Below are 26,169 nucleotides of genomic sequence, written 5' to 3' on the forward strand. Positions count from 1 at the left end.
TCTTTCCATCAAGGAGTACGACCCAGTCAGTATCGTTCCCGACAACGTGTGGGCAATGATGGGCATGCTTCCACGCGGTGCGCAGCTGCAACAGTGGGTTCTCCAAGGGTTGCCTATCGCATTCTATAAACGGCTGGCAGTCATTCTGGATATCCCAGAGAGCCGCCTTCGCCAATCCTTGTGCATTTCACCGTCGACACTTTCCAGAAGGGCAGCAGCGGGGCGATTAAACACCATGGAAAGTGATCGTTTGGTCAGCTTGTTGGCGTCCTGGATGCAGCCTATTCACTGTTCGAGAATGATCTCGGCATGCGAGAACGTGGATGAGGTCGCCCGCACTTGGGCTGAACGCACGATCGCCGCTTTGCGGATCAAGGTTCGTGGCACGGATGAGGTGCTAGACACTGTAACCGCGTCCTTTGGTGTCGCCCTCACCAAAGCGGGTGACGATGTGGAAAGCCTTCTGACTCGTGCCGATGATGCGCTCTATCTAGCCAAGCGCAGCGGGCGCAACCGAGTGAACTGAAACTTGCGTTCGGGCTCTAGCTGCAATCACATAGCCCCACAGGATATGGCGATTTGATTCGCGTTCATTCCGCATGGCAGCCATAACTAAGCTGTGGTGTGCAGTGATGGCTGATGTGGTGAATGTGGCCGACACTCCATCAGCCGGCAAGCTGTTCCCGCCGGTAGATTCTCAGCAGCACTTTTTACAGGCCCGGGTAATCATCAAGTCTAAGGCTAGGAGCGTTTCCGTCCTCAGACTCGCGCTTAGGCGTATGTAACACTCCAGCTTCAGCATCGGCACGCATCTGTTCGAGCTCTTTGTGAAAGGCCTTGTCTTGAACCGTGGGTTTGCTGGTGTACGGTTTGCGCTCTGGTACAGGCTTGGCTGCATAAGTCGTTACAGCGTTTGGGTCGTGCTGTAGTTTTTGTTGGACTTGCGATTCCAGCATCGCACGTAGCGCGTTTTTGTCGGGACGGGTCAGCAATTTGTTACTCCTGGTTGGCAGTCAGCGGTTGGCTCATTGGATTGTGAAAGAGGGGGGCGTCCAAGCCTTAGCTGCAACCGCCTGCGGTGAATGAAGTTATCAAGTATGAAAATAGCAAAAACAGGACGCATGTCTCAGTCTAATGTTGGGGGCCGGCTCGGTTTCGCAAGGCCGACTTTCAACAAGCAGCAACTATTTGCAGTTGCCTGCCTTTCGATATCCCGCTGCCTGGGCCTCAGATTCTGACGTGAAGGAGATCTGATTTTTTTCAGACACCTGACCATACCCAGGGCACCCCATCGAAAGGTGATAGACCTGGCTCTTTCGGTTGCCAATGATCGAACCTACTCCGGTCGCACTCGCCAAGGTTGGCTGGACTCCGGCCTTCGGGGGATTAGCAGGGAGGGCGCTAACTACCCCATCAGGTAGGCCAACACCGCCCACAGTGGCCCGGTTGGCAGCGTCGCAGCGGCCAGGACGCCGCCTGCTAGGCTAATCGCTAACAGCGTGCGGATCATGCCGATAATGCCCAGTTCACGCAGCAACAAGAACGCAGGGTAGGTGAGCCACTTCATGTGTCTGAATCTCCAATGCGGAAGCCAAAAAAAACGCCTGAAGCCTCTGCAAAATATCCGCAGCGGGTTCAGGCGCCTTTGCCTTGCAGGAGCGAATCCTGCTGATGTGATTTTTCAGAAGGCAAGAGTGATGCCATAGGTTCTCGGAAATTTTCAAAGGATTTGACTCACTGTCGTGTTGCACGCAGCTTTGATAGCGATGGGTTACGCGGCGCAGCAATTCCGCAGTTGATTTTCAGAACTTGCTCTGCACCACTAACCTGCGCGGCCCTACTCACCCTGCGCATTATCGCGTCCCGGGCATCACCTGGCTGACCTGCACGTTTCAATCCTTAACTGGGACATGGTCTTTTCAAAATGGCTGTCGGCGCACCATAAAAGCAACAGATCACTCGCCGTGCTTGTTGCTCCCTGCGATCCGTAACCCGCTGGCCGTTCGTCAAGCACGTACGTCCACAAGCGAGCGGTTTGGTTTTATCGTGGCCCGATGTGAGCACGCCAATTGGCGTGTAGTCAGCATGAATTTTATGGCCGCTCATGACATGGCGATCAAGGGTGCTGATCAGCGGTCTGAGCAATTGACTGCTCTGGCGAACCCAGTCGGCCAGGGTTTAGCGCTCCAGATCCGCGCCCTCACGGGCGTAAATCTCGGACTGCCGATACAACGGCAAGTGATCGACAATTTGGAGACCAGCACATAGAAAAACAACCCCGGGCCGCCAAGGCATCGGGTATCAGTCGACCAAGGCGACTCGGCGCTGGGACATGATAACGAGCGATCAACAACACGTATCCATAGGATCGGTTTCAACATTGATTTGCATCAATAAAACGCCACGGACGGTGTTGTAAACAGTACATCAACCTTGTGGGGATGCAGTTTGATGACCAAGTCCAACCAGACAACCCGAATTATTTGCAACGACCTAGAACTAGCCGATCAATTGCGCCAATTGTTGGTTCATATAGCACCAGATTGCGAGGTGCTGAGCGCTCCGAGTAATTGTAGTGCCGTGCCGATTTGCCGCTGGCTCGGTGAAGCACAATTGGGGTCGGCTGGGCTGGTACATGCTGCGTTGTTGGATGCTACCGAGGTTTTGGAGCAGACTCGACACGCCTTCAAATCTCGCGAACTGGGGCTGCTACGGCGGCGATTAGTAACGTTGCTGGATAGATTGTCAGACAATCCGAAATGATGTAGAAATGCCATCATTAGGTTCCGCCCAACGCGGGAACCGGCTTTGCCGAGCAGGATAATTGGCCTGAAAGACGAAGCGTCGTGACATCAGTTCTTGACCAGAACTCGTTGTCACGGCGTTTTTTTTTGTCAGCAGAAAGGAATCTTTACAAACACCGAGGTGTGCGAATGAAGGTGAAAAAAGATCTGGAGGAGTTGCTCAGGCGTATTCGTCTCGATGAGGAGGAAATTGTCGAACGCTTTCGCTTTCTCGACTGGAGTGCCGAAGATGCCAAACGACTCGGTGCAGCAGCTCAGCACATGGCCCCAGCTCAGCAGGCTTTTGTCGATCATTTGTACCGTCACTTGGCGAAATTCTCCACGCCATCTGCCTTACTTCGTGCGCCGGAGGTCACCGCCCGTTTGAAGCACAGCCAGGCCGAGTATTACCAGTGTTTGTGGGGCGGCCCCTACAATGATACCTACGTCAACGGCCGCCTGCGCATCGGTGTGATTCACCAACAAGTCGGCCTGGAGTTGAAGTGGTATCTCGGCAGCTACCGTCTCTACCTCGACGACATGCTTAAAAGCGTGTTCGGCGAAAGCCAAAACGCCACTCTCTATTCAAGTCTGTTGAAGGCGGTGTTCTTCGACATGACCTTGGCCATCGATACCTACAGTGCGGCCCAGCACAAGGCTCTGGAGGATAGTGAGGCTCGCTTCGCCCGTGCGCTACGCGGTGCCAACGACGGAATCTGGGATTGGCATGTCGATCAGGATCGACTGTACGTTTCAGAGCGCTGGGCCAGCATGCTCTGCCTCAGCCGCGATAGCATCGGCGATAGCAGCGCCAGTTGGTTCGGTCGCGTGCATCCGGACGACCTACCGGATTTTCGCCAGGCCATCGATGCCCATATACAAGGGCAGACATCTTCTGTTCACCACGAGTATCGCATTCGCCAAAACAACGGTGGCTATATTTGGGTACTGGTGCGAGGGGTAGCGGAAGTCACGACACCAGGCCAGCTACGCATGGCTGGCTCACAGTCCGATATCAGTGCACGCAAGGATGCCGAGCAGCGCCTCAAACATGCCGCTCACCATGACCCGCTGACCGGCCTGGCCAACCGTATGCGCCTTGATGAGCAAATGCAGAAAACCTTCATGAAACAGCGCAAGGGAGGTGCTCACGAGGCGCTGCTGTTCATCGACCTCGACCGCTTCAAGTTGATCAACGATAGCCTCGGTCACAACGTCGGTGATCGCGTGCTGGTAGAAGTGGCACAGCGCTTGAGAGGCGCTCTGCGCCCCAGCGATCAGTTATTCCGCTTCGGTGGAGATGAATTCATCGTATTGCTTCATGATCTCACCTGCGACCGCGACGCCGAGCAAATATCCCAACGCATTCTCGACAACCTGCATCAACCGCTGCACATGGACGGTCGTACCCTGGTGGTCAGTGCCAGCATCGGCATCGCCCCATTGCATGATAACGGTAAAGCGCTGGATGTCTTGCAGGCCGCCGACCTTGCCCTCTACAGAGCCAAGTCTGCCGGCAAGGCGCGGTTCGCCCACTACAGCGAAGCGTTGCAAGACACCGCACAGCACCATCTGGAACTGGAGTCCGCTCTGGGCCAGGCGCTGCAACACAATGAATTCGAACTGCATTACCAACCGATCTATCGTCTTGACCAGGGGGCGCCCCTAATGTCTGGGGTCGAAGCGCTGTTACGGTGGCGCCATGGTGAACGCTTGATCTCACCACTGGAGTTCATCCCGGCGCTGGAAGAGTCGGGGGAAATCATCCGCGTCGGCGAATGGGTATTGCGCCAAGCCTGCCAGCAGACCCGCCTCTGGCAGCTGGCCGGACATGACCATCTGCGCTGTTCGGTGAACATCTCCAGCCTCCAGTTGCAGCAGGCCGACTTCACCCTCCGTCTTATAGACATCCTGCAAGAAAGCGGCCTACCGCCTGCCAGCCTGATCCTGGAAATTACTGAAAGCCAACTGATGCATCACGACCTGGACACATTGGCCTGTCTGAACGAATTAGCCAGCCTTGGCGTTTTGTTGGCGCTGGACGATTTTGGTACCGGTTACTCCTCGCTTGGTTATCTCACACGCTTTCCATTGCACATCCTCAAGCTGGATAAAAGTTTCATCGGCGGCATCCCGTACGACAACAAACAGAGCGCGATCAGCCAGGCGATCATCGGCCTCGGCCGTAGTCTTGGCCTAGAAGTCGTGGCCGAGGGCATCGAGAGCCCAGCACAACTCAACTTTGTGGTCAGTGAAGGCTGCCACTACGCCCAAGGCTACTGGTTTAGCCGACCAAGACCTGCTGCGCAGATGCAACGGTTGTTCAGCGGAGAAGACTGTTTCGAGGGGCTTGGGTGTCCATTGCTGTAAGCACGGTAGGCACCCAGCGGTTATCCATCAGCTCAGGAGGCAAACAATGAAAATCAATCTTCCGGTCAGTGGTCGTGCTGTCGAGTTCAGCGTCAATGCGAACATTCTTTCAACAACCAATCCCAAGGGCGCCATCACATACGTCAATCCGGATTTCATCAACATCAGCGGTTTCAGTGAGGCCGAGTTGCTTGGGGTCAATCACAATATCGTGCGTCACCCGGATATGCCGCCAGAAGCCTTCGCACACCTGTGGCAGACCCTCAAGGCCGGACGCTCGTGGATGGGCCTTGTAAAAAATCGCTGTAAGAATGGTGACCACTACTGGGTTAGCGCCTACGCCACGCCCATGCAGCGCAATGGTGAAATAATGGAATACCAATCGGTTCGCACGCGCCCACCGAAAGCACTTGTAGACGCCGCCGAACTTCTCTATGCACAGTTGCGCAGCGGTAAAAAAACACACTGCCTGCGTCCGTCACGACTGTCCGTCGGCATGCGCTTAGTACTTGCTAGCACTGGACTGAACCTACTCGGCTTTACCGCCTTAGGCTTGGTGGGCGCCCTCTCTTGGAACCATGCGGCCATCGCTGCGTCGCTATTCAGCCTTTTGCTCGGCGGCCTGCTGTTCTCCAGCCTGCGCCCCCTCGACGCCCTTGCCCGAAAGGCTAAAAATATCGCCGATAACCCGCTAAGCCAAATGTTATACAGCGGCCGCCGCGACCAATTTGGACAGATCGATTTCACCCTGCAAATGCTCGAAGCTGAGACGCGGGCCGTCGTCGGCCGCATTGCCGACTCGGCCCGTCAGTTGAACAAAGAAGCCGAAGAGCTCGTCGCCGCAGTGGACAACAACAACTGCGCTACCCTACAACAGCAAGGGGAAACTGCCCAGGTGGCCAGCGCCATAACCCAGATGGCCAGCAGTGTGCAGGAAGTGGCGCGCAACGCTCAGCTCACCGCCAGCGCCGCGAGCTTGGCCAATCAAGAAACCGACCGAGGTCGACAACTGGTCGAGCAAACCCGCCAGCACATCGACAGCCTCGCCATCGAGGTGCAACAGACCGGCGCGGCGATTTACCAATTGGAACAACATAGCCAAGAAATCAACCGCGTACTCGAGGTAATCCAAAGCATCGCTGAACAGACAAACCTGCTCGCCCTCAACGCCGCTATCGAGGCCGCTCGCGCCGGCGAGGCTGGGCGCGGTTTCGCCGTGGTCGCCGACGAGGTGCGCGGGCTGGCTTCGCGCACCCAGCAATCCACCGCAGAAATTCAGGGAACCATCGATACTTTACGGCGCTCGACTGGTGACGCCGTAGTCGCGATGCAGCGCAGCCACAGCAAGGCCGAATCCAGTGTTGAGCAGGCGCTGTTTGCCGCCCGGGCGCTGGATGGAATCACTCAACGAGTCGGTGAAATCAGCGACATGAGTGTGCAAATAGCCGCCGCCGTGGAAGAGCAGAGCGCGGTGGGTGACAGTATCCAGTGCAACCTGAAAGGTATCAGCCAAGCCACCCAAAGTAACGTGCTTGCCAGTAGCCAGAGCCGCACGACTGCTGCCCATGTCGCCAAACTGGCCGAGCGCCTTCAACTGCTGGCGGCGCAGTTCTGGGGACGTTAACGTAATGAATGACGGGTCAGAGTTGGCTGATAACCACCCACCGCAAAGACCACTACATAGGACTGGATAGCCAAGTGTCGATGTTTTCCCGCCACCGGCATCTGAGCGGTGTCTATCTGCGCTTTACGATCTGTGGCAGCGGACAAAAAGCCAGTGATGCCAACTGGTCGTTCCTTCATGAGAACAGCTTGTCGGCGCCGACACCGAATTGATCCAGTCACCGAGATGCCACTGACCCAGTCCGATACCTAGCGAACCATTTCCTGAGCTGGATTTCTGCCGATTGGAGTTGGGTCAGTCTTGCGTCGGCACGTAGGTCAATCTGTAGTGGTCAACTAATCCCGGACACGACGTTAAGTTTTTCTTCGGCCCGAGCTGGCGCCAGCCCATCGTTGAATTGATGGGGTCGAACCCAGTTGTACCGATGCATCAAGAAGTGGCTGATATCGCGCTGAGCCTCTTGAGTCGTTCTGTAACCCGTGGTCGGTATCCATTCCGTTTTCAAGCTGCGGAACACGCGCTCCATTGGCGCGTTGTCCCAGCAATTCCCCCGGCGACTCATGCTTTGGCGCATGCGATAACGCCACAGCCGCTGGCGAAATAAACGACTCGCATACTGCGACCCTTGATCCGAGTGAAACAGCAGTCCCTGAGGTCTTCCTCGTTGCTCGTAAGCCATATCCAGCGCCTTAATAACCAGATCGGAGTCCGGCTTTTCCGACAACGCCCAGCCCACCACCCGGCGCGTGCAAAGATCCAGCACGACAGCCAAGTAATGCCATTTCCCCTGGGCCCAGATGTAGGTGATGTCACCGCACCACACCTGGTTGGGTGCCGGAACATCGAACTCCCGATTCAAGATGTTGGGGATATCCAACCGTTCAACCGTCGCTCGTTTATAGGCATGTGATCCGGGTTGTTTACTGACGAGATCAAGCTCGCGCATCAGGCTGCGCACTTTGAATCGACCGAGCTGCTCACCGTCGTCACGCATCAGTGACAGGATGCTGCGGCTGCCCGCAGCACTGCGACTTTGCGAGAACAGCTCGCTCACCCGGCTGCTCAACCGAAGCCGTTCGACATCCGGCGTTCGGCGCCTATGGCGCTGGGCGTAGTAGCACGAACGGGGGACTTCAAACACCTTGCACAGCCAATCAATCGGCTCATGGACGCTCAGCTGATTGATCAGCGCGTACGCTCGTGATCTTCCGACATCAAGAGCGCGGTAGCCTTTTTTAATATCGATTTTTCCCGTTCAAGGCGGGCGATCCGGGCTTCCAGCTCCTGGATTTTCTGCTGTTCTGGGGTCAGCGCTTTGCTCTGCGGAGTGACGCCTTGGCGCTCCTGCTGAACCTGATCGACCCAGCGGCGCAGGGCCGACTCGCCGACGCCGAGTGAACGGCTAGCTTCGATGTAGCTATAGTTTTGCTTGAGCACGAGGTCGGCAGCCTCGCGTTTGAATTCAGCAGAAAAGGAACGGCGTTGTTTGGTCATCTGACACCTCGATCTGGCGAGCATTCTCGCCTAAATGGGTGTCCGGTTTCATTAGACCACTACAATTCGGCGTTGGCGCCAACATTGCTGGGAGTTGAAGTCTGGCCAAGGATATCGAAAACCCCTGTATTTCCGTTTGCCAACTGAATAGCGAACTATGCCTGAGCGGCCGCACCAAGGAAGACATCAAAAAATGGAAGCGCATGAGGCGCCCGGAAAAGATGGCCGCCATGCAGCGTGCGAGCTCTCTTAATGACGCGTGTGCCGAGCGAAACGCAATGTGGTGCTAAATGTGGCTGTTCGTAAACAGTCTTGGAACTTTATGTCGTCAATACAGGAGTCAACGCGAAGGGACTTACAACGAAGAACAGTCGATATACGGACACGCCGGTGGGTCAATGAAGTTGGGGGGGGGTACTTGGTACCCACATAATAACTTTGTTAGGTCGCGGACTAAGTAGTAGCTAAATTTTGAATGTGTACGGTGAGCTCCAATTAATGCCATTGACGCTTTATTTCCTGCCACTGCTCGTCTGACAGCCACTTATCAGCCACCGGAAAGAAAATATTTTCCTCCGAGTCCATATGATCGAAATATTTTTTGATGAAGTCATCGATAGTGTCAGCAATTACTCTCGTTTCCTGAGTTGTGTCCTCCAACATCTTCAACTGTCCAGCAATGCGCCCAAATGCTTGATGATCTCGCTCGATATCCTTGACCCGTTGGTGGATCGGTGCCTCAGTCGCTAGCAAAGCCAGCCGAATAAGCTCTTCATTTTCATGGTGGTGTCGTTCTGCATCACCATGCATGGCTTCCAGCATCTTGAACAACTGCTTGCAGTCATCAGCACCATCGGATTCATGCCTCATCTTCCTCAGCAACTCTTTGATCTGAGTGATTTTTATAGCCACCTCATGATGATAGGCCTGAAGCTCTTTCAACAAGACGTTCATATCAAAACCTCGTCACGACACCAAACCATCACAGAGAAATATTGGTTAACCAACAACCTCCAAGGCAACCCAAACCTTTAAATTTTCATATTTATCAATGCTTTGCCAAGCGAGCTCACCAGCATGATTTACATTTTTAGTATAGGCGAGCACAGAGCTCACCCCCGAGAATTTGCCGCCCTTGAAGAAAAAATATCAAGTGAAGGCTATTTGTGTGTCGCCCACAACGTTGTCGCGCAGAGCGAAAGCAAGGCGGTTCAACACTGTAGAAAGCGACCGTTTGGTTGCATTGGTAGCCGTCTTTGAGAATGCCCTTTATCTATTCGAAAACGATGTAGCCGCTGCAGTCAGATGGATGAACTCATCAAATCGAGGGCTTGATGGGATTCGTCCACTGGATATGATGAGGACGAGGGTGGAGACGAACGCTGTGCTCGACCTTATCGGCCGGCTCGAGAGAGGAGTTCTCGTGTGAGATTCGATAGGAAACTTGTGGGCTGCGAAGCTAAAGCTACCTTGCGTATCGCTCCTTCTGGCTTAAGCCCGGCTCGACCCAGCCTGCTCATGCCTTAGGCGAATGTCGCAAGCGAATCGCGGCGGCCTCATTTCTCCCAGGCGTTGCGATGTTGTCCGCTATCCCAGGCTTCAGTGCGTTCGTCTATGCGATCCACGATCTGAGGCTTTTTTGATAGGACTAGGCAGCGCGTATTGCCGACAAACTCCTCTATCAAATACAGCGAGTCGCCGACATCAAGCTCGAGCTCCTGCAGAGCCTCATCGGGAATTCGAATTGCGCCGTCGCCGTCCCATTCTTCGATGATGATTTTCATAGGTGGCTTACTCACGTGTGGTCTCCGTTGCTTTTGAATCAGCAATGGTAACGTGCTTTTGCGTACAGGCTTAGAGTGCGGCGAGGAGCTCTTCGAGCGCTGTTCTCGCTCCGAGGCACTCAATAGGTCGACAGGATCAGCTCCGTCGCGCTGCCAGAGCTCATTGGCTATGCCGTGGTATCAGGCGGTACACAATGCGCCGCGGTAAGGGATAGCGGCTATGATCACGCCTCGAGCGCGTGAGCCGTTCCCGGTCGCCACCTATGAGGATTCGCTGTGTCACAAGAGTCCTGCCGGCACTGAGCATTTTGCAACGGGAGCACTGCTACAAGGAACAGGATCTGGTCGAGCTCGCCAAGGCATCGGCCTTGGTGCCACCAGAACGAGCACTCATGGTCGGTAAGGGGCTGTATTGGGGGATCATGGGTGATTTCGGCATGGCGGTGCATTTCCTCATCCCACAGCTTGAGAACATCGTCCGATTCCACCTGAAGGGTGCAGGGCTGAAAACATCAAATACCGACCTGGAGGGTATCGAGAACGAAAACGGGCTGAGCACACTCCTGGACGTCGAGGGAGTTGATGCGGTGTTTGGTGCCGATATCGTGTTCGAGATGAAAGCGCTGTTCTGCAGCGCATTTGGGCCCAACCTGCGCAACGCATTCGCTCATGGCCTGATGGACGACAACGATTTCTACTCGGCGGATGCCGTTTACGCTTGGTGTCATGTTCAAGTGGGTAGCGATGGTGTACTGGGTGGACTTGCCCCTACAAAACCGGACACCAACTCCCTGTTAAATTGATGCTGCCGCCAATCGCCTGAACTCCCTCGGTGAGCGATAGTTCAAGGCGCTGTGCGGATGCTGCTCGTTGTAGTGTTCGAAGGCAATGGCCAGGTTACGCAGCGCGGTTTCTCGATCCGGCTTGGGCATGTGCGCCACGTAGTCACGCTTGATCGTCTTCACGAAGCTCTCGGCCATACCGTTGCTCTGCGGGCTGCGCACTGGCGTGGTCACCGGTTGCAAGCCGATCTGCCGTGCAAACAGGCGCGTCTGTTCGGCGGTGTAGGCCGAGCCGTTGTCGCTTAGCCATTGCACCGGCGTGGCGGGCAGTTGATCACCGAAGCGCTTCTCCACGCTTTCCAGCATTAAGTCGCGGATATCATCGCCGCTGTACCCGGTCGGGCTCGCGACCCAGCCGATGGCCTCGCGGTCACAGCAGTCCAAGGCAAAGGTCACGCTCAGTTTGGCGCCGTCCTCGCAGCGGAACTCAAAGCCGTCCGAGCACCAACGTGTATCGCTGGTTTGCACCGCAATACGGCCTTCGTGCCGCCGCGGCACGCCGGGCTGTTTGAGTCGACGCTCCAGCAGCAAGTTGTGATCACGCATGACCCGGTAAACCCGCTTCACGTTGATCGCCGGCAGCGACTGGGTTTCACGTTCCCGACGCAGTAATCCCCAGACACGACGGTAGCCATAGCTGGGCAGTTCGCTGACCTGTTGCTGGATTTCAACCACCAGATCAGCGTCATCCACAGGTCTGCTTCGCCGTATTTTGGGCGATGCCGATTGTTTGATTCGAACCGTTAGTTGCGAGCGCGCCACACCGAGACATTCGCTGACCAGCTTCACTGGTCGTCCCCCGGCAACAAGGGTGAGTGCGCAATCCATTTTCGCGACCGGGCGATCTCCACGGCCTCTTTGAGGATTTCTGCTTCCATCGTTTTCTTGCCCAGCATCCGTTGCAGTTCACGGATCTGCTTGAGCGCATCGCTCAGCTCGGAGGCAGGCACCACGGCTTCGCCAGCACTGACCGCCGACAGGCTGCCGTCCTGGTAAAGCTTGCGCCACTGGAACAGCTGGTTGGCATTGATGCCGTTGCGCCGAGCCACCACCGAAACGCTTTGCCCTGGCTCAAGACTCTCGCGAACCATGGCCAGTTTTTGCTCTGGGCTCCAGCGGCGCCGCCGCTCCTGGCCCAAAAGCTCCCCACTCTTATCATTGCTGTTAGTCATAAACATAACCGTTTGCCTATCCCTTATCGTAAGGGGGAAACGGTGTCCTGTCTTTCATGGGGCTCGTTCACTGGGCGCAGTCGGCACAACACCGTAAAGCCGCGGCTGAGGCACAGGCGGGCACTGCAGATGGTGACGTTGCAGCAACTGTCGAACTGGGGCCAGGTGCCTCTTAACAGGCATGCAGTGCGTTGAGGGCATGGCCAGCAGGCGATATCCTTGACCTATTGTTCGCGCAATCAGCCCACTCACCAGGCCTTGCAGACCAGCCGACCGCCCTGACTCAAGCTCGAAAGCAGGGCTCGGAGCTGCGGGTGGTGGCGTTAGGGCCTGTAGCGCCTCCTCCAGTGGTAGTTGTATCGCCGTCGAGATGCCTTTTCACTGACCGAAGCTTCAGCCGTTGAGTGACGGTGAATGAGACGAAGGAGTACATTTGTACTCCTTCGATTTAACCGCCGTAAACATTAACCTCTATCCCGCGTCCCCAATCGCTTCACGGACAGTGCCCACTCTTGATCATGCGAGTGATAATAGGTGTTCTGAGTCGTTGCCAGGTTCGAGTGGCGCAGGTCGTACTGGAGATCCTCGGCGTTTCTGAACGGCGCGTCGAACGTCGCCGAGGTATGGCGAAGCCAATGAGACGATGCCACCCGCAGGCTATCCATTTCGTAGGGCTCGCGTCCTTCATCGCGCATGCGTACCAGCGCGTTGTCGAACACAGCTTGGAGGAGGGCGCGTACTTGCCGGTCAGAGAGGCCTGCGCGGCCACTCATCGTTTTCAGAAGCGGCGTCTTCTCCTGGTAGCTCGGCAATGGGCTCAACCCAGTGAACGTGCGATAGCTCTTTAAGTACTTCTCCACGTACTCATCCCGTACTGCAATCTTGCCGGACTTGTTTCCTTTGCCCACCACGTGGAACCACCAGTTTCCATCGGCATCCAGGCGAAAGTAACCCATCGTGGGCTGCCAATTGGAACGCCCAACTAAGTCCGATATACGTAGGTACATGCTGAACATCGTGAGGAGTATGAATAGAGTGCGTTCGTATTTTACAGGCTCAGCCGCAGCCATTGCTTCCGCCGTATCAATCACGTAATCCCATTGCAAGGGTGTTAGCGCGCGGGAAGAGTTGGACTCCTGTTGGGATGAATTGTACTGTCCTTTTTTTGTGACCTTACGAAATGGGTTGGAGCTGGCGAGTTCTTCTTCGAATAAATACTCGTAAAATCCATTAGCGACCTTGAATACATTGCTCATGCTACCTTTCGATGAATGATAGTCCGCCGACCGACTCTCATCAGCATCTTCAACCAGCGTCCGGTTTTGTTTAGGCGCGCGCTGAGTAAAACGCTTCCATTTTGGATTAGGAACCAATTGAGGCCATAGCAGGCGTGCTGTTGGAGGTGTATCGAGACATCCAGGCAAACGACCAGGCCCATTGTCCCGACAAAGGCGAAAGGCCGAGTTCGAATACGTCGAATAAACCGCCAAGTGAATGCGCCGCGGGGCCGGTTGTGCACCTTGCGGTCATTTCACCGTTTCATCGGGCCAACAGGCCGCCTGTTAGCCTAGAACAACTTGACCGGCACGTTGACGATCAATCTGAACTCATCAACATTGCCTTCCAGTTGATATTCACTGGCACGGTGCGAGGAATAACTGGTGATCAGGCTGATGTTCCTGAAGGTGCCCGATTGCACTGTGTAGCTGGCATTGGCGCCCACTTCATAGTGGCTTTCCCCCCGCTGCTTGAGTACCGAGTTGTAGATGCCGTTCGGGCCACCGTCGTAATGGCTGCCGTCGATGCCCATGCCCTTGATGTACCAGAGCGTAGTCTTCAGACCAGGTAGGCTGTAAGCGACCAGATCGTTGCTGTAGATCACCCCGATCGAGCGTTCATTGGGGCCGTTATAAAAGGACATCATGGTATTGGGCAGGCTGATGGCGTTGGACTCGGCGGGATAATCGAAATATTCGTCACCCTTGATTTGCTGCAGGCCGATCTTCAGCGAGTGGTTGCGCCATTGGGGCGTGATACTCAGGCCGTAGGCCTGCTGGTCGATTTTGCCGGCAATTTCGCGACCACTTGACCGGGTGTTATAGGCATCCAGTTGCACATCGACGTTAACCGGTCCCCAGCTGGTTTTCTTGCCCAGGCCTAAATACTCGCGATCCCAGATATCGTCGAAGCGAGAGACATAAACGCTGCTGCGCCAGCCAGCGCTCGACACATAGTCGGCGCCGGCGTAAGCGTTGAAGTCACTGGTGACCAGGGGCGAACCGTAAGTGGGACTCAAATCCTGGCTTCCGGCCCCGGTACGCGGCGAGCCCTTGTCGAAGTAGCCAGACTTGGTCGTTAAACCTTCGACGTCATGACTTTCCAGAGACACACCATTGAACGTTGAAGGCAATGTACGGGTGTCGGTGTAGGACATCATCGGTGTCCTGACTTGCTGCCTACCAACCTTGAGCAGTGTGTTGGCAACTTTGAACTTCAGCGCCGCGATACCGAGTTTGCTCCAGTCATCGACCACATCGCCGTCCTGGGTCACCAACAGTCGATTACTGCCGCCTGCCGCCGCTTTTCGGCTGCGTTCCAGCGCCACTGCCGAGAAGGTCGAAAGATCCAACCCAAACTTTACCGGTCCTCCAGTAAAACCGGAAACGAAGTCGAGCCTGATGCCTTCCAGCCAGGCGGTACGGTCACGCAGCTTGCGGACCCCGTCGGGCGTTTGCAGTTTGAAATAAGTGGCCTTGTGGCCGAACTCGTGTGAGTACCACTGACGGGTATTGAGCGTCAGTGAACTGTCTTGCAGAAAACCTTGTTCCTGGGCATGGACCTGGGAAGTACAAACTGCGGCCGCCAGCGAGCCGACGGTGAATAACGCCAAATTACCTGTGCGGTACATAGACTTTGCCTGTTGTTGTTTTTAGGGCAGATAAGAAAGTAAGTCGCCGAGTCATCGTTATGGAGTTTTTGCGCGGGCAGGGCTTGGCCCGACTTGCCCATCAGGCCGCAGGGGCCTGATGGTGGTCGTTCAGATATTGGGGTGCCGGTTCAGCGCCTCGAACACTCTGAAGTCATCAAACATCGATGAAGATGTGAACCCAAGCCTGCGACCTCAGTTGAGATAATCCTTCACAAGTTTCAGCCAGCAGTCGGAGCCGATGCCAATCAGCTCGTCATTGAAGTCGTAGTGGGGGTTATGCACTGAGCAGCCATGAAACTCGCCTTCCCCGTTACCCAGAAAGAAGTAGCAGCCGGGCACTTCGGTCAGCATCCAGGCGAAATCTTCTGTCGCCATGATCTTCGCCGCGTTCGGCAACAATTGGCCCGGCTTGAACAGCGGCGTCAGGCTCTGACGAAGCATCTCTGTTTCCCACGCCGTATTGACTAATGCTGGCGCCAGTTGCGTGGTTTCAAGCTCGATTTTGACGCCGAATGTGTATTCATGGCCCTGGACGATTTCCGCCAGGCGCTGATTGATTTTGCCTTCGGTCTGCGCTGTGTCAGTACGCACGCTGATCAACATCGATGCCGTGTCGGGAATGATGTTGTAGACACTGCCAGCTTCGACCATACCGATGCTGATCACTGCGTGTTCATCAACGCAGAGATTGCGCGACTTCACTGTCTGGATCGCGTTGATAATGCTGGCCAGCACCGGTATCGGATCGACAGCGCGTTCGGGCATTGCGCCATGACCGCCGCGACCTTTGATCAACACACGCACGCATTCCGAAGAGGCCATGGTCGGACCGGCCTGGACCACAGCGGTGCCCAGCGGTATTCCCGGCAAGTTGTGCAAGGCAAAGATCGCGTCACAAGGAAAACGTTTGAAAAGACCGTCGTCCATCATGGCCTTGGCGCCGCTCAGACCTTCCTCGTCAGGTTGGAAAATCAGGTTAAGCGTGCCATTGAAGTCGGACGACTGAGCGATTCGCCACGCGGCTGCCAGCAGGATGGCAGTGTGGCCGTCGTGGCCGCAGGCGTGCATGCGGCCCTCGATCCGGCTGGCGTGGTCGAAGCGGTTTTTCTCCTGCATTGGCAGGGCATCCATGTCGGCACGCAGGCCCAAGCGGCGAGTGCCGCTGCCTCGACGCAGTACGCCGACCACGCCATGTCCGCCGATACCGCGATGGACTTCGTAGCCCCAGCTTTCGAGCTTGCTGGCCACCAACTCGGCGGTCAGCGGGGTATGCGCGCCCAGTTCAGGGTTCTGGTGGATTTCCCGGCGCAGCTGGATAAAAGCATCCAGGTCTAGTTCGCCCACGGTTTGAGTCAATGCATTCATCAGGTCACTCCCGACCAGGATTTTCGGGGAATACAGCCAGGCAAGCCAAACTGATGGCGCCGCCGGCGAGCAGGTACAGAGCTGGCGCCTGGGGGGTATCCAGGGCCGCCGTGAGCCACGTAGCGATCAACGGGGAGAAACCGCCGAACAAGGTGACGCCGAAGCTGTAGCTCACGGCGGTGCCCAGCGCGCGGCGATTTCTCGGAAAGGCTTCCATGATCAAGGCGAAGAAGGCCCCCGAACCGATGCAGCCAGGCAGCACCAGAATCGCGATAACGAACATCGCCACAAACAAATTGGTGCTCAAGCTGAGCAAGTAGAAGGCTGGCCACGCCAGTAGCACGGGCAGGGTTATCGTCCAGACCAGCAGCTTCTTGCGCAGGCCATGGCGATCGGCAAAGCGCCCGGCCAGTGGCGTGATGACAGCCAGGCAGGCACTTGCTACACAGGCGATAACCAAGGCACTACGTTGCGGGTAGCCCAGGGTGACCGTCAGGTAGGCGGGCATGTAGAAAATGAACAGGTATATGCCAATGGTAGCGCTGGCCATCAGGCCGATCGCCAGCAGGGTGTGGCGCAGGTCGATGTGATCGCGCAGCCGACCGTCGCGTTTGGTCGGTTGGGCCTCGTGGGTTTCAGGCAGGAAGCGACGGATGTACCAACCTAGCGGTCCGATCAGCAGCCCCAGTAAAAAGGGGATGCGCCAGCCCCAGTTTTCAAGGTCCTCGGCACTCAACGTGTTGTTTAGCAGTAAACCAAGTCCGGCACCGACCATGGCCGCGTAGCCTTGGCTGGCTGCCTGCCAACTGACGTTACGACAGCGGTTTGCCGTAGCACTGGACTCCATCAGATACACCGACGCGGTCCCGACTTCACCTCCCGCAGAAAAGCCCTGCATGAGGCGGCCAGCCACCAGCATCAACGTGCCGAACAAGCCAATGTCCTGATACGACGGCGCGAAGGCAATCATCGCAGTGCCGACTGTCATCAGGCTGATTGTGAGGCTCAACGCCGCTTTGCGGCCACGGCGATCGGCGAAGCGCCCAATCACCACAGCACCCACCGGGCGCATGAGGAAACCCACGCCGAAGGTGGCTAAAGACATCAGTAGCGATGCCGTTGCCGACTGTGCAGGAAAGAAATTCTTTGCGATCACGACCGCGAAGAAACTGTAAATCGTGAAGTCATACATCTCCAGGGCATTGCCTAGAGCGCAAGCAACTGTGGCTTTCCTGGAACCGTTCACGGGTGGAGCAGCGGTGCAGGGGAGAGGGGGCGCTTGCAGAGTAGTCATCGATTTTTCCTGTGACAGTTTTGTTGTTGCCCGAATATCCGGCAAACACTGCCACTGCGCACTTGCGCTTTTCTTCGATGATTAACCGTTAGTTATGATGCTTGGCCGCCCAAGCTCAACGGGGTGTCAATTCGGTGCGATATTGCCCGATTATCGATCACACGACCTGTTTGATGACAGAGACTCGGTCGTCGCCGCAGGCTGCGGAGCGGGCAGCTGCATGGTTTCAGACCAATAATCGCGAGGCTATGGTCGCTGGCCCCTGGAAACGAGCCAAACTTAACCATTGGGCATATCGTTGTGTATTTCTTAAGTTTGTCGTCCGCGTTAGCGCGAAGAGTCCATCGAATGAATCACTGAGATCACGCCCTTGATCGCGTAGTAAAGGTCGCGAGCCGTCGTTGTCAGAGCGTTGCGATCAATACACACCAGATAGATGGGGTACTCAGGGATGATTTCTTCGATCTTGACCTGTATCAGGTCTTCATTGAGCCCCTTGGGTAGCGTATTTTCCATTCCGGCTTCGCTGAGCGTCATGAATGCATCGGCGTGGTGCAATAGATCAAGCGCCAGCAATACCGATGAACACTCGGTGATCCGCTGCGGTGGAGGGATCTCGTTGTCTTCGAACATTTGATAGAACTGAGACGAGTGATCGTCGATGGCATCGAGGCTGATCCAGTTTGCAAACTGCAACTGACGCAGTGAGCGCGAGTGGCGCAGAGGATTGTTTTTTCGACAGACCACCACCCCCTGGATGCGGCTCAAAGCTTCCCAATCCAGGTTAAGTCTCTGCGTATGCTGCTGCGAGGTAATAGCGAAATCCAGCGTACCGTCCCGCAGGCGCTGCAGCATCTGGTTGGGACGAAGGTCAACCAGGCGGATGCGAACGCGCGGATTCTTCGTTTGGTACCCAGCGATGCATTCTCCCAGCCCCTTGAGCACAGATGTCAGGGAAGTGACACCGACGGTGACCTCTCCGACCTGCATATCCCTGATGTTTTCCGCCTCCAGTTGCAGGCGTCGCATGCTCTCGACGGTCAACTGTGCATGTCGAATGATGCGGCGGCCTTCATCGGTGAGCGACATTCCCCTGTGAGAGCGCTGCAGCAGAGCCAGGCCCAGTTCGCTCTCCAGGTCCTTGATTGATCGGCTGATGGCTGGCTGAGTGACATGCAGTACTTGGGAGGCTTCACTGATGCTTCCGGTTTGGTGGATAGCTACCAGTGCCTTGATTTGATGGAGTTTCACTTACGGACAGGTCCTTGCAGTGCGACGAAGGTGCTGCACGTTACTGCAAGGCCGAGGAGCAAAAAAGCCTGGAAACGTTTTTCTCGCGATACTGCTTGGGTGTCATGGACAGTTTTTCCTGGAACAGTCGGGTCATGTGGCTCTGGTCCGAGAACCCGCAGTCCATGGCGACCGCTTTCAACGGAACATCACGCACCGTAGACAGGATCCGCTCAGCTTTTTTTAAGCGGCGCGACTGAACGTACTGATGGGGCGAGACCCCGTACACAGCCCCGAACACCCGTACAAAGTACGACGGGCTCAGATCAACGATGGCAGCCATGTCTTTGACGGTAATCGAGCAGGACAGGTGTGAGTCGATGTATTGCTGAAGCTGGTCGCGTTTGAGGTTTGTCAGGCGAGACGCTTGATCGTTGTCTCTGAGGTCACACCGCACATACTGGCGCAGCAGATGAATGCACATCTGTATTTCCAGCGTCTGGGCGAAGATGCTGCTGCCCGGTTCACCGCTCAGGCATTCGATTTCATAGGCAGCCATGAGCCTGGAGAGCGTCGCGTCGTTAACGATGGGGCAATGGTCGACAAAAACACGGTCAACATCCTGTTGAAAGACTTCATTGGCGACTTTGGCCATCATCGCTTGCGAAATGTAGATATGACTGACCTCGATTTCATTCATCCAGTACCACCTGGATGATTCGCCTCGGGTCAAAATGGTCACGTCGTTATCACCAACCGACCATTTTTGCCAATGCTTGCCATCATGGAAACCCAGATTGGATGTCCCTGATTTCCATCTCACCAACTCGTAGTCGCGCATACACGGGATGCGGACTTCGGTTTTGTCAAAGCGGTAGCCCCGAATCGACATGCCGTTATCGGGTGCAGTCTCGACGGTACCCTTGATCGTGACTTCACCAGGGATTACGTCCAGCATTTTTTCTGGCGTTAAAAGGATGGCACTCATCTCAACTCCCTTTTTATTGGTATTGGCAGTGGAGTTTTTTATCAGCACTTGGCAGTTTTTGTGACATTCAAAAACTATCACATCCTTCAGGTTTGTACGCATAACAGGCCTGCCATCGATCGGGGGATTTGCACCCGATCGTCTGGCAAGCCTTTTCCTACTTCACCTGGGTTTCGTGACCGCTCGGCTCGGTCAAACCCGGTCTCCAGCGGCGCAGGTGAGTGTGACGCTCGTAGGCCTGCGCCGAGGGGTAAGTCACTAATTCAATAGTGCTTCCCCAAGGCGTGCGGGTGTAAACGTAGCGATTACCTGGTCCTTCGTCACCGCCCGGGAGGTCGCCGGGGCGGCTGAGCAGAATGCCACCGGCTTTCTCGAGGCGATTGGCGGCGGCATCGATATCGTCAACGTAGATGCAGATGTGCTGGATACCAAAGTCGCTCGGTACGACGGGCTGCAACTGCTGGACGCCAGTGTAAGAAAACAGCTCCAGGTTGGGGCCATTGCCCAGACGAAGCATTCGGATTGAGGTAATCACAGCACCGGGTGGAATGCCGAGTCCCGCTTCTACCTCAGGCCCTCCCAAGGGCGCGTCGAGCATGTCGTAAAGCTTCTCGGCACCAAAGGCATCGACGAAGAATCGGGTTGCCGCTTCCATATCGGGAACGGTAATGCCTACGTGTTCGATTGCACGAACATTCATGACAACTCTCCTATTTTCGCCGCCGCCCAGAAACCGGATTGGGTCGCCTCATACATCCGCCCACCACGCGACCTTGTTCCGATGCTGTGGACGCGAATGTCATCGACGGACTCTTCCAGAACCGTTGAAGGCGCGCGGGCAGTCGCCATTACCACGTATCCATCATCAGGTACCTTTGCTGCTGTGTTGATCGTTACGTCCAGATTCTTGAGAAGGCCGGCAAGATGCTCGCGCTGCATATCATTGGTATCGATACCCACGCTCTCCGCGGGTGAAACAAGGCTGACCTTTTTGCCTTGCTCCGCCAGCCACAGGGCAGCGAACATTGCAGTCTCGGTTTCACCAAATACGGTGACCTCATCAGCCACGGGCAAATCCGCGCTTGCCAGCATGTCGGCAACATCCGGGCCCCGATCCTGCGCAACGGTACCTGTCGCAAGCAGTACGGTGTCCCACGGGGTCAAGTCCAATTCAGCCGCATCGGTATTGAGTTGCACGTCGACGCCCAGGCGTTCGAGTTCGCTCTCGTAAAACTGGATCATGTTCTTGACCTCCATGCGAAACGGGCTCGCGGCTGCCCACGCATGGAGCTGGCCGCCGATGCGATCCGCTCTCTCGACCAACCGCACGCTATGTCCGCGCTCGGCAGCCAGTATCGCGGCTTCACACCCGGCCGGTCCGCCGCCGACGATCAATACGCGCTGCTGTGTGGAAGCAGGCCGGCGAGCGTCACTCGCGCGACGTTCCTGTCCGAGGGTCGGATTGATTACGCACTGGGTGCCTTTGCCGTTGAACATCCACCGTGAGATGCACTCGTTGACCGCCAGGCAGCGGCGGACGCTTTGCGGTTGCCCGCGCCGTGTCTTGTTGACTGTTTCGGGGTCCGCCAGACCCGATCGACCCAAGGCCACAAAGTCGAGTTCGCCGTCAGACACTGCTTGCGCCATCTCATCGAACAGCCAGGTGAGACGACCGACACCGATCACCGGGATCGAGACACGCTTTTTCACGAGCTTGGCATAATTCACTAATGATCCTGGCGGGACCATGGGCAGCAACGTCATCGCAGTGTCGTAGTTCCCGGCACTGACATCCAGAGCGTCAACGTAAGGCTCGAGCATTTCGCAAAAGGCCAGGCCATCGTCCAGTGAGAGACCGCCCTCGTAAGGCTCCATCACGCTGAGCCGATACAGAATCGGGAAATCCGCACCGACCTGCTCGCGGATCCCACGCACGACTTCGAGCGCGAAACGAGCACGGTTTTCGAGGGATCCGCCCCAGCGGTCAGTGCGCTTGTTTGTGTAAGGCGAGAGAAACTGGCCGAGTAAGTAACCATGTGCACCGTGCAGCTCAACGGCATCAAAGCCAGCGGCCACCGCGCGCCGGGCACCCTGGACATACTTGTCGATCAGCCCTGGAATTTCATGTTCTTCAATTGCCCGCGGTGGGGTGCCGAACGCGCTGGTGATGCCGGCTGTCGGCGCCAGCGGCGGTTCGTTACGCTCCGTATTGCTCTGGGAGTTCTGGCGCCCGGTGTGGTGCAGTTGCACCGCTATCTTCGCGCCTTCACCGTGGACCGCGTCGACCAGATTGCTGAGTGCGCCAATAAATCTGTCGTGGTCAATTCGCATCGGGTGACCCGCGGTGCGCCCGACTTCCCAATCAATAGAAGTGTTTTCGGTGATGATGAGTGCGGATTCCACGGGCATCCGGCCATCTATTCCATGAACATCCGGCCACTGATTCCACGATGATCCGGCCACCCATTCCACGGCCATCCGGCCACTCATAAGGCAGGCAGCAACGCAGGATTAATTCACTACCATCGACCTCTTTTATCGAAGCAGAGAGGTCGTCGTGGAGCGGTTATCCATGCGTAAAATTAAGGAAGTGCTACGTCTCAAATTCGAGGTCGGCCTGTCTGCTCGCCAGATCGCTGTCAGCTTGCAAGTGGGTCGCGCGACCATCGGTGAGTACCTCAATCGCTTTGCTGCCAGCGGGCTGATTTGGCCGTGTGCTTTGAGCGACGTTGAGTTGCAACGGCGCCTTTTTCCGCCTCCGCCCGATGTTCCCAGCGACCAACGCCCGATGCCGGACTGGGCTCATGTCCATGCCGAGTTACGTCGCCCCGGCGTCACCCTGGCCCTGCTTTGGCAAGAGTATCGGCTCACCCACCCGCAAGGCTTCCAGTACAGCTGGTTCTGCGAGCACTACCGCCTCTGGGCCGCGAAGATCGATGTGGTCATGCGCCAGGAACATCGCGCCGGCGAAAAGCTGTTTGTCGACTACGCCGGCCAGACCGTGCCAGTCATTGATCGGCGAACCGGCGAGATCCGCCAAACGCAGATCTTCGTCGCCGTCCTCGGCGCGTCCAGCTACACCTTCGCCGAGGCCACCTGGTCGCAGAAACTGCCCGACTGGCTGGGCTCGCACGTGCGCTGCTTCGCCTTTCTCGGCGGTACATCGCAGATCCTGGTACCGGACAATCTGCGCAGCGGCGTCACCAAGGCGCATCGCTATGAGCCGGATATCAACCCCAGTTACCGCGATCTCGCCGAGCATTACGGCGTAGCTGTGCTGCCCGCGCGCTCGCGTAAACCCAAGGACAAAGCCAAGGTTGAAGTCGGCGTACAGGTAGTCGAGCGCTGGATCCTGGCGGTGCTGCGCAACCGCCAGTTCTTCTCCTTGGGCGAACTCAACACAGCCATCGCGCTGCTGCTCGATCGCCTCAATCAGAAGCCCTTCAAGAAGCTGCCCGGCTCACGGCGCTCAGCCTTCGAGACCATCGACCAACCCGCACTGCAACCGCTACCAGAACATCCGTATGTCTACGCCGAATGGAAAAAGGTGCGGGTGCACATCGACTACCACGTCGAGGTCGATGGTCATTACTACTCGGTGCCATACCAGCTGGTGAAGCACCAACTCGAAGTGCGGCTAACCGCTAGGACTGTCGAGTGCTTCCACGCCAACCAGCGGGTAGCCAGCCATCTGCGCTCACCGCACAAAGGCCGCCACACCACCCAAACCGAGCACATGCCCAAAAGTCACCGCGAACATGCCGAATGGACGCCGCAGCGACTGATCCACTGGGCTGAGCAGACCGGGCCGAACACCGCTGGTGTCATCGCCTACATCCTCGAACGCCGGATCCATCCGCAGCACGGCTTCCGCGCCTGCCTGGGGATCCTGCGCCTGAGCAAACAGCACGGCGAAGAGCGGCTGGAAGCCGCTTGCCAGCGAGCACTGGCACTGGGCGCGTGCAGCTACAAAAGCCTGGAATCGATCCTGCGCCAAGGGCTGGAACGGCTGCCGCTGGCCCAGCAAAACCTGCCGTTACTGCCTGAAGAACACATCAACCTGCGCGGCCCTGGCTACTACCACTGACCTGAAAAAGGAGCACCAAAATGCTGCCCAACCCGACACTCGACAAGCTGCAAACCCTGCGCCTGCACGGCATGATCAAGGCCCTTGGCGAACAACACGCAACGCCTGACATCAACGATCTCAGCTTCGACGAACGCCTCGGTCTGATGGTCGATCGCGAGCTGACCGAGCGCGAAGACGCCCGCCTGACTACTCGCCTCAAGGCGGCCCGACTGCGCCATAACGCCTGCCTGGAAGACATTGACTATCGCAGTCCGCGTGGCTTGGACAAGGCCTTGATCCTGCAACTGGGCAGCGGCCAGTGGCTGCGCGATGGTCTGAACCTGATCATCGGCGGCCCAACTGGCGTAGGCAAAACCTGGCTCGCCTGCGCGCTGGCTCATAAGGCCTGCCGCGACGGTTACAGCGTGCGTTATCTGCGCTTGCCGCGCTTGATGGAAGAACTAGGCCTGGCCCACGGCGACGGCCGCTTCGCGAAACTGATGGCGGGTTATGCCAAGACTGACTTGCTGATCCTGGACGACTGGGGCCTGGCGCCGTTTACCGCTGCGCAACGGCGCGACATGCTTGAACTGCTGGACGACCGCTACGGTAACCGCTCGACGCTAGTGACCAGCCAGATGCCAGTGGACAAATGGCACGCGCTGATCGGCGATCCGACCTTGGGCGATGCGATCCTCGACCGGCTGGTGCACAACGCTTATCGGATCGAACTGAAGGGCGAATCGATGCGCAGACGCGCAACGAAATTGACGGCGACAGAGACTTCAGACTAACAATGCAAACCTGCGTCGCTGCGCTCCGACTGCCCGGCCGGATGATCGTGGAACAGGTGGCCGGATGTTAGTGGGCTGGGTGGCCGGATGGCGTGGAATCCGCAATGATGAGACCAACGCCTCCTCGGGCGCGGGCCCGATGGTATTCGATGAGCTTATCGTCAACCTCACCGAAGGTGCTGGCGAACTGAGTGAAGATCGGTGCTTGCACGAAGCGGTTGCGCAACTGCAAGGTGCCGATCCGCCCGGGCTGGTAGAGCGCCGCGGCAGGGCCGTCTGAAATCACAAGGTTACGGATGTCTGGGTGTGCCATTGCCATCTCCTCATTATTTTTTTTGTTTTGAGGTTCAAGCATGGAATGAGCGCCGGCATGAGTATTGAACATTCATGTCGAGGCGTTGAAGAATCCTGCTTTGGCGTCGAAGCGGTATTCGCTCAGGTGGCTTAATCCGAAAACAACTCAAACATCAGCTGGCGAAGCCAACGATTGGCGGGGTCTTTATTATAGCGTGCGTGCCAGAACAGGTTGATTTCGATGTTCGGCAGCTCTACAGGCGTCGGTAGAACCGCGAGGCCAAAGGGTTGTTCGCAACTGCTGGCGAATCGCTCAGGCACTGTTGCCACTAAGTTGGTGCGTTGAAGGATGTGGCCAACTGCAACGAAATGGGGGACCTCAAGACGTATGTTTCGCTCTATACCTGCCCGCGCCAGAAACGTATCGACTTCGCCGTGCCCCGTGTTCGCCGCTACGACGCGAACGTGCTCATAACTGCAAAAACGCTCAAGCGTTAACGGTTCCCTGGTAGCGGGGTGGTCCTTACGGCACATGCAAACATAGCGATGGTGAAACAGGCGTTGCTGAAAAAATCCGGCTTGCAGGTGTGGTAGTAAACCAACGGCGAGGTCGATCGCACCGTTCTGCAAACCTTCGGCCAGGGTATCGGAAGTGTTGCGCAGTGTGCTGATCGAGCACCCCGGAGCGCGTTCAGCCAGCGCGTCCATCAGCCGCGGCATGAAGTAGATTTCACCAATATCGGTCATTGCCATGGTAAATCTGCGATTGCTGTTGAGCGGGTCGAACGTGTCCTGTCGGCTCAGTGCATCGCGTAAGGTCTGAATGGCCAGTGCGACTGGTTCGGACAACTGCCGGGCATAAGGCGTGGGCTCCATTCCCTGATAAGTGCGCACGAAAAGTTCGTCGTTCAAGGCGACACGCAGGCGTTTCAATGCGTTGCTGACAGCGGGCTGGGTCAGATCGAGATTATCCGCCGCGGTCGATACCCGGCGGTCAATCAGCAGTTGGTTGAATACCAGAAGAAGATTGAGGTCAAGCTCACGTAATTCCATAACGCCTCGTGCAGATTGCGTGCTCATGAGGGCGATAGATCTTTGCCCGTTATTGGGTCTGAACCGCTCTAAATTCGCCGCTGC

The 26,169-nt window shown here is 56.5% G+C and carries 25 protein-coding genes and 4 pseudogenes; 11 read left to right on the top strand and 18 right to left on the bottom strand.

Annotated features, from left to right (window positions below; all coding sequences use genetic code 11):
* Positions 1-64 precede the first annotated feature (64 nt).
* A pseudogene (locus ACA058_RS15195) lies at positions 65-253 on the top strand (antitoxin Xre-like helix-turn-helix domain-containing protein); the annotation flags it as partial.
* 78 nt (positions 254-331) lie between these two features.
* Positions 332-526, top strand: a pseudogene (locus tag ACA058_RS15200) (diguanylate cyclase domain-containing protein); the annotation flags it as partial.
* A 184-nt stretch (positions 527-710) separates the two neighbouring features.
* Here ACA058_RS15200 and ACA058_RS15205 read toward each other — a convergent pair.
* The 4 genes and pseudogenes from ACA058_RS15205 to ACA058_RS15220 all read right to left on the bottom strand — a co-directional run bounded on the left by ACA058_RS15205 (position 711) and on the right by ACA058_RS15220 (position 2,145).
* The gene (locus ACA058_RS15205; protein WP_497639797.1) at positions 711-992 is read right to left on the bottom strand and encodes a hypothetical protein; all 282 of its coding nucleotides are present in this window, start codon (positions 990-992) and stop codon (positions 711-713) included.
* Positions 993-1,184: 192 nt separating this feature from the next.
* Positions 1,185-1,418 (bottom strand): annotated as a pseudogene (locus tag ACA058_RS15210) (sunset domain-containing protein); the annotation flags it as partial.
* Positions 1,406-1,567, bottom strand: coding sequence for a hypothetical protein (locus tag ACA058_RS15215; protein ID WP_497639798.1), 162 nt, complete (start codon positions 1,565-1,567; stop codon positions 1,406-1,408). The gene ACA058_RS15215 and the pseudogene ACA058_RS15210, both read right to left, overlap by 13 nt.
* A gap of 332 nt (positions 1,568-1,899) precedes the next feature.
* Entirely contained in the window at positions 1,900-2,145 is a 246-nt protein-coding gene (locus ACA058_RS15220) for a hypothetical protein (protein ID WP_497639799.1), read from the bottom strand.
* Between the two features lie 306 nt (positions 2,146-2,451).
* On the opposite strand from ACA058_RS15220, the gene ACA058_RS15225 reads away from it, so the two are divergent.
* The 4 genes and pseudogenes from ACA058_RS15225 to ACA058_RS15240 all read left to right on the top strand — a co-directional run bounded on the left by ACA058_RS15225 (position 2,452) and on the right by ACA058_RS15240 (position 6,777).
* On the top strand, positions 2,452-2,763 hold the full coding sequence (locus tag ACA058_RS15225) for a hypothetical protein (RefSeq protein ID WP_497639800.1): 312 nt from the start codon (positions 2,452-2,454) through the stop codon (positions 2,761-2,763).
* A gap of 170 nt (positions 2,764-2,933) precedes the next feature.
* Positions 2,934-5,153, top strand: a complete 2,220-nt coding sequence (locus ACA058_RS15230) for an EAL domain-containing protein (RefSeq protein ID WP_497639801.1) — start codon at positions 2,934-2,936, stop codon at positions 5,151-5,153.
* A 46-nt stretch (positions 5,154-5,199) separates the two neighbouring features.
* Positions 5,200-5,529: pseudogene (locus ACA058_RS15235) on the top strand (PAS domain-containing protein); the annotation flags it as partial.
* A 120-nt stretch (positions 5,530-5,649) separates the two neighbouring features.
* Complete coding sequence (locus ACA058_RS15240) at positions 5,650-6,777, top strand: methyl-accepting chemotaxis protein (protein WP_497639937.1); 1,128 nt, start codon at positions 5,650-5,652, stop codon at positions 6,775-6,777.
* Between the two features lie 331 nt (positions 6,778-7,108).
* Here the strand turns inward: ACA058_RS15240 and ACA058_RS15245 are convergent.
* A protein-coding gene (locus ACA058_RS15245; RefSeq protein WP_497639802.1) for an IS3 family transposase occupies positions 7,109-8,271 on the bottom strand; the annotation gives its coding sequence in 2 pieces (ribosomal slippage) (positions 7,109-8,016 and positions 8,016-8,271; 1,164 coding nt in all).
* A gap of 101 nt (positions 8,272-8,372) precedes the next feature.
* Here ACA058_RS15245 and ACA058_RS15250 point away from each other — a divergent pair.
* Positions 8,373-8,561 carry a DUF1289 domain-containing protein gene (locus ACA058_RS15250; protein ID WP_497639938.1) on the top strand — a complete coding sequence of 63 codons (189 nt, stop codon included), beginning with the start codon at positions 8,373-8,375 and terminating at the stop codon, positions 8,559-8,561.
* A 205-nt stretch (positions 8,562-8,766) separates the two neighbouring features.
* Here the strand turns inward: ACA058_RS15250 and ACA058_RS15255 are convergent, their stop codons facing one another.
* Positions 8,767-9,225 carry a hemerythrin domain-containing protein gene (locus tag ACA058_RS15255; RefSeq protein ID WP_497639803.1) on the bottom strand — a complete coding sequence of 153 codons (459 nt, stop codon included), beginning with the start codon at positions 9,223-9,225 and terminating at the stop codon, positions 8,767-8,769.
* Positions 9,226-9,424: 199 nt separating this feature from the next.
* Between ACA058_RS15255 and ACA058_RS15260 the strand changes: the two genes are divergently transcribed.
* Complete coding sequence (locus tag ACA058_RS15260) at positions 9,425-9,700, top strand: antitoxin Xre/MbcA/ParS toxin-binding domain-containing protein (protein WP_497639939.1); 276 nt, start codon at positions 9,425-9,427, stop codon at positions 9,698-9,700.
* Between the two features lie 127 nt (positions 9,701-9,827).
* Here ACA058_RS15260 and ACA058_RS15265 read toward each other — a convergent pair whose 3' ends face one another.
* Complete coding sequence (locus ACA058_RS15265; RefSeq protein WP_497639804.1) at positions 9,828-10,070, bottom strand: AbrB/MazE/SpoVT family DNA-binding domain-containing protein; 243 nt, start codon at positions 10,068-10,070, stop codon at positions 9,828-9,830.
* A gap of 248 nt (positions 10,071-10,318) precedes the next feature.
* On the opposite strand from ACA058_RS15265, the gene ACA058_RS15270 reads away from it, so the two are divergent.
* Positions 10,319-10,858: a DUF4209 domain-containing protein gene (locus tag ACA058_RS15270; RefSeq protein WP_497639805.1), complete on the top strand. Its 540-nt coding sequence runs from the start codon at positions 10,319-10,321 to the stop codon at positions 10,856-10,858.
* Here the strand turns inward: ACA058_RS15270 and ACA058_RS15275 are convergent.
* The 9 genes from ACA058_RS15275 to ACA058_RS15315 all read right to left on the bottom strand — a co-directional run bounded on the left by ACA058_RS15275 (position 10,850) and on the right by ACA058_RS15315 (position 22,353).
* Positions 10,850-12,069 (bottom strand): IS3 family transposase gene (locus tag ACA058_RS15275; RefSeq protein ID WP_497635861.1). Its coding sequence is split into 2 segments (ribosomal slippage): positions 10,850-11,724 and positions 11,724-12,069, totalling 1,221 coding nucleotides; the frame shifts between segments, so codons are not numbered across the junction. The two genes, ACA058_RS15270 and ACA058_RS15275, sit on opposite strands and share 9 nt — an antisense overlap.
* Before the next feature lie 464 nt (positions 12,070-12,533).
* Entirely contained in the window at positions 12,534-13,325 is a 792-nt protein-coding gene (locus tag ACA058_RS15280; protein WP_497639806.1) for a site-specific integrase, read from the bottom strand.
* Positions 13,326-13,636: 311 nt separating this feature from the next.
* A complete protein-coding gene (locus ACA058_RS15285) occupies positions 13,637-14,977 on the bottom strand; it encodes an OprD family outer membrane porin (RefSeq protein ID WP_497639807.1) in 1,341 nt (446 codons plus the stop codon).
* Positions 14,978-15,190: 213 nt separating this feature from the next.
* Positions 15,191-16,363 carry a M20 aminoacylase family protein gene (locus ACA058_RS15290; RefSeq protein WP_497639808.1) on the bottom strand — a complete coding sequence of 391 codons (1,173 nt, stop codon included), beginning with the start codon at positions 16,361-16,363 and terminating at the stop codon, positions 15,191-15,193.
* A 4-nt stretch (positions 16,364-16,367) separates the two neighbouring features.
* Entirely contained in the window at positions 16,368-17,657 is a 1,290-nt protein-coding gene (locus ACA058_RS15295) for an MFS transporter (RefSeq protein WP_497639940.1), read from the bottom strand.
* Positions 17,658-17,984: 327 nt separating this feature from the next.
* Positions 17,985-18,908, bottom strand: coding sequence for a LysR family transcriptional regulator (locus ACA058_RS15300; protein ID WP_497639809.1), 924 nt, complete (start codon positions 18,906-18,908; stop codon positions 17,985-17,987).
* A gap of 40 nt (positions 18,909-18,948) precedes the next feature.
* Positions 18,949-19,875 carry a helix-turn-helix domain-containing protein gene (locus tag ACA058_RS15305; RefSeq protein ID WP_497639810.1) on the bottom strand — a complete coding sequence of 309 codons (927 nt, stop codon included), beginning with the start codon at positions 19,873-19,875 and terminating at the stop codon, positions 18,949-18,951.
* 157 nt (positions 19,876-20,032) lie between these two features.
* Positions 20,033-20,575 carry a VOC family protein gene (locus ACA058_RS15310; RefSeq protein ID WP_497639811.1) on the bottom strand — a complete coding sequence of 181 codons (543 nt, stop codon included), beginning with the start codon at positions 20,573-20,575 and terminating at the stop codon, positions 20,033-20,035.
* Positions 20,572-22,353: an oxidoreductase gene (locus ACA058_RS15315; protein WP_497639812.1), complete on the bottom strand. Its 1,782-nt coding sequence runs from the start codon at positions 22,351-22,353 to the stop codon at positions 20,572-20,574. The genes ACA058_RS15310 and ACA058_RS15315 overlap by 4 nt, the downstream gene beginning before the upstream one ends.
* Before the next feature lie 94 nt (positions 22,354-22,447).
* Between ACA058_RS15315 and istA the strand changes: the two genes are divergently transcribed.
* Together istA and istB are read left to right on the top strand one after the other, a co-directional pair.
* Positions 22,448-23,962 (top strand): IS21 family transposase, encoded by a 1,515-nt coding sequence (gene istA / locus ACA058_RS15320; protein WP_497637134.1) that lies wholly within the window; start codon positions 22,448-22,450, stop codon positions 23,960-23,962.
* 20 nt (positions 23,963-23,982) lie between these two features.
* Positions 23,983-24,738, top strand: a complete 756-nt coding sequence (gene istB, locus ACA058_RS15325) for an IS21-like element ISPsy14 family helper ATPase IstB (RefSeq protein ID WP_024264899.1) — start codon at positions 23,983-23,985, stop codon at positions 24,736-24,738.
* Between the two features lie 67 nt (positions 24,739-24,805).
* On the opposite strand, the gene ACA058_RS15330 is transcribed toward istB, so the two are convergent.
* Positions 24,806-25,093 carry an oxidoreductase gene (locus tag ACA058_RS15330; protein WP_497639813.1) on the bottom strand — a complete coding sequence of 96 codons (288 nt, stop codon included), beginning with the start codon at positions 25,091-25,093 and terminating at the stop codon, positions 24,806-24,808.
* Between the two features lie 89 nt (positions 25,094-25,182).
* Positions 25,183-26,085, bottom strand: coding sequence for a LysR family transcriptional regulator (locus tag ACA058_RS15335; RefSeq protein ID WP_497639814.1), 903 nt, complete (start codon positions 26,083-26,085; stop codon positions 25,183-25,185).
* Between the last annotated feature and the right edge of the window lie 84 nt (positions 26,086-26,169).

The sequence above is a fragment of the Pseudomonas sp. LBUM1649 genome (assembly GCF_059716155.1).

Coding starts and splice junctions, on each gene's coding strand:
- istA (WP_497637134.1), top strand. CDS start 22,448: ATGCGTAAAATTAAGGAAGTGCTACGTCTCAAATTCGAGGTCGGCCTG.
- ACA058_RS15310 (WP_497639811.1), bottom strand. CDS start 20,575: ATGAATGTTCGTGCAATCGAACACGTAGGCATTACCGTTCCCGATATG.
- ACA058_RS15330 (WP_497639813.1), bottom strand. CDS start 25,093: ATGCTTGAACCTCAAAACAAAAAAAATAATGAGGAGATGGCAATGGCA.
- ACA058_RS15285 (WP_497639807.1), bottom strand. CDS start 14,977: ATGTACCGCACAGGTAATTTGGCGTTATTCACCGTCGGCTCGCTGGCG.
- ACA058_RS15290 (WP_497639808.1), bottom strand. CDS start 16,363: ATGAATGCATTGACTCAAACCGTGGGCGAACTAGACCTGGATGCTTTT.
- ACA058_RS15230 (WP_497639801.1), top strand. CDS start 2,934: ATGAAGGTGAAAAAAGATCTGGAGGAGTTGCTCAGGCGTATTCGTCTC.
- istB (WP_024264899.1), top strand. CDS start 23,983: ATGCTGCCCAACCCGACACTCGACAAGCTGCAAACCCTGCGCCTGCAC.
- ACA058_RS15225 (WP_497639800.1), top strand. CDS start 2,452: ATGACCAAGTCCAACCAGACAACCCGAATTATTTGCAACGACCTAGAA.
- ACA058_RS15295 (WP_497639940.1), bottom strand. CDS start 17,657: ATGACTACTCTGCAAGCGCCCCCTCTCCCCTGCACCGCTGCTCCACCC.
- ACA058_RS15305 (WP_497639810.1), bottom strand. CDS start 19,875: ATGAGTGCCATCCTTTTAACGCCAGAAAAAATGCTGGACGTAATCCCT.
- ACA058_RS15335 (WP_497639814.1), bottom strand. CDS start 26,085: ATGGAATTACGTGAGCTTGACCTCAATCTTCTTCTGGTATTCAACCAA.
- ACA058_RS15315 (WP_497639812.1), bottom strand. CDS start 22,353: ATGGCCGTGGAATGGGTGGCCGGATCATCGTGGAATCAGTGGCCGGAT.
- ACA058_RS15280 (WP_497639806.1), bottom strand. CDS start 13,325: ATGAGCAATGTATTCAAGGTCGCTAATGGATTTTACGAGTATTTATTC.
- ACA058_RS15270 (WP_497639805.1), top strand. CDS start 10,319: ATGAGGATTCGCTGTGTCACAAGAGTCCTGCCGGCACTGAGCATTTTG.
- ACA058_RS15255 (WP_497639803.1), bottom strand. CDS start 9,225: ATGAACGTCTTGTTGAAAGAGCTTCAGGCCTATCATCATGAGGTGGCT.
- ACA058_RS15240 (WP_497639937.1), top strand. CDS start 5,650: ATGCGCTTAGTACTTGCTAGCACTGGACTGAACCTACTCGGCTTTACC.
- ACA058_RS15215 (WP_497639798.1), bottom strand. CDS start 1,567: ATGAAGTGGCTCACCTACCCTGCGTTCTTGTTGCTGCGTGAACTGGGC.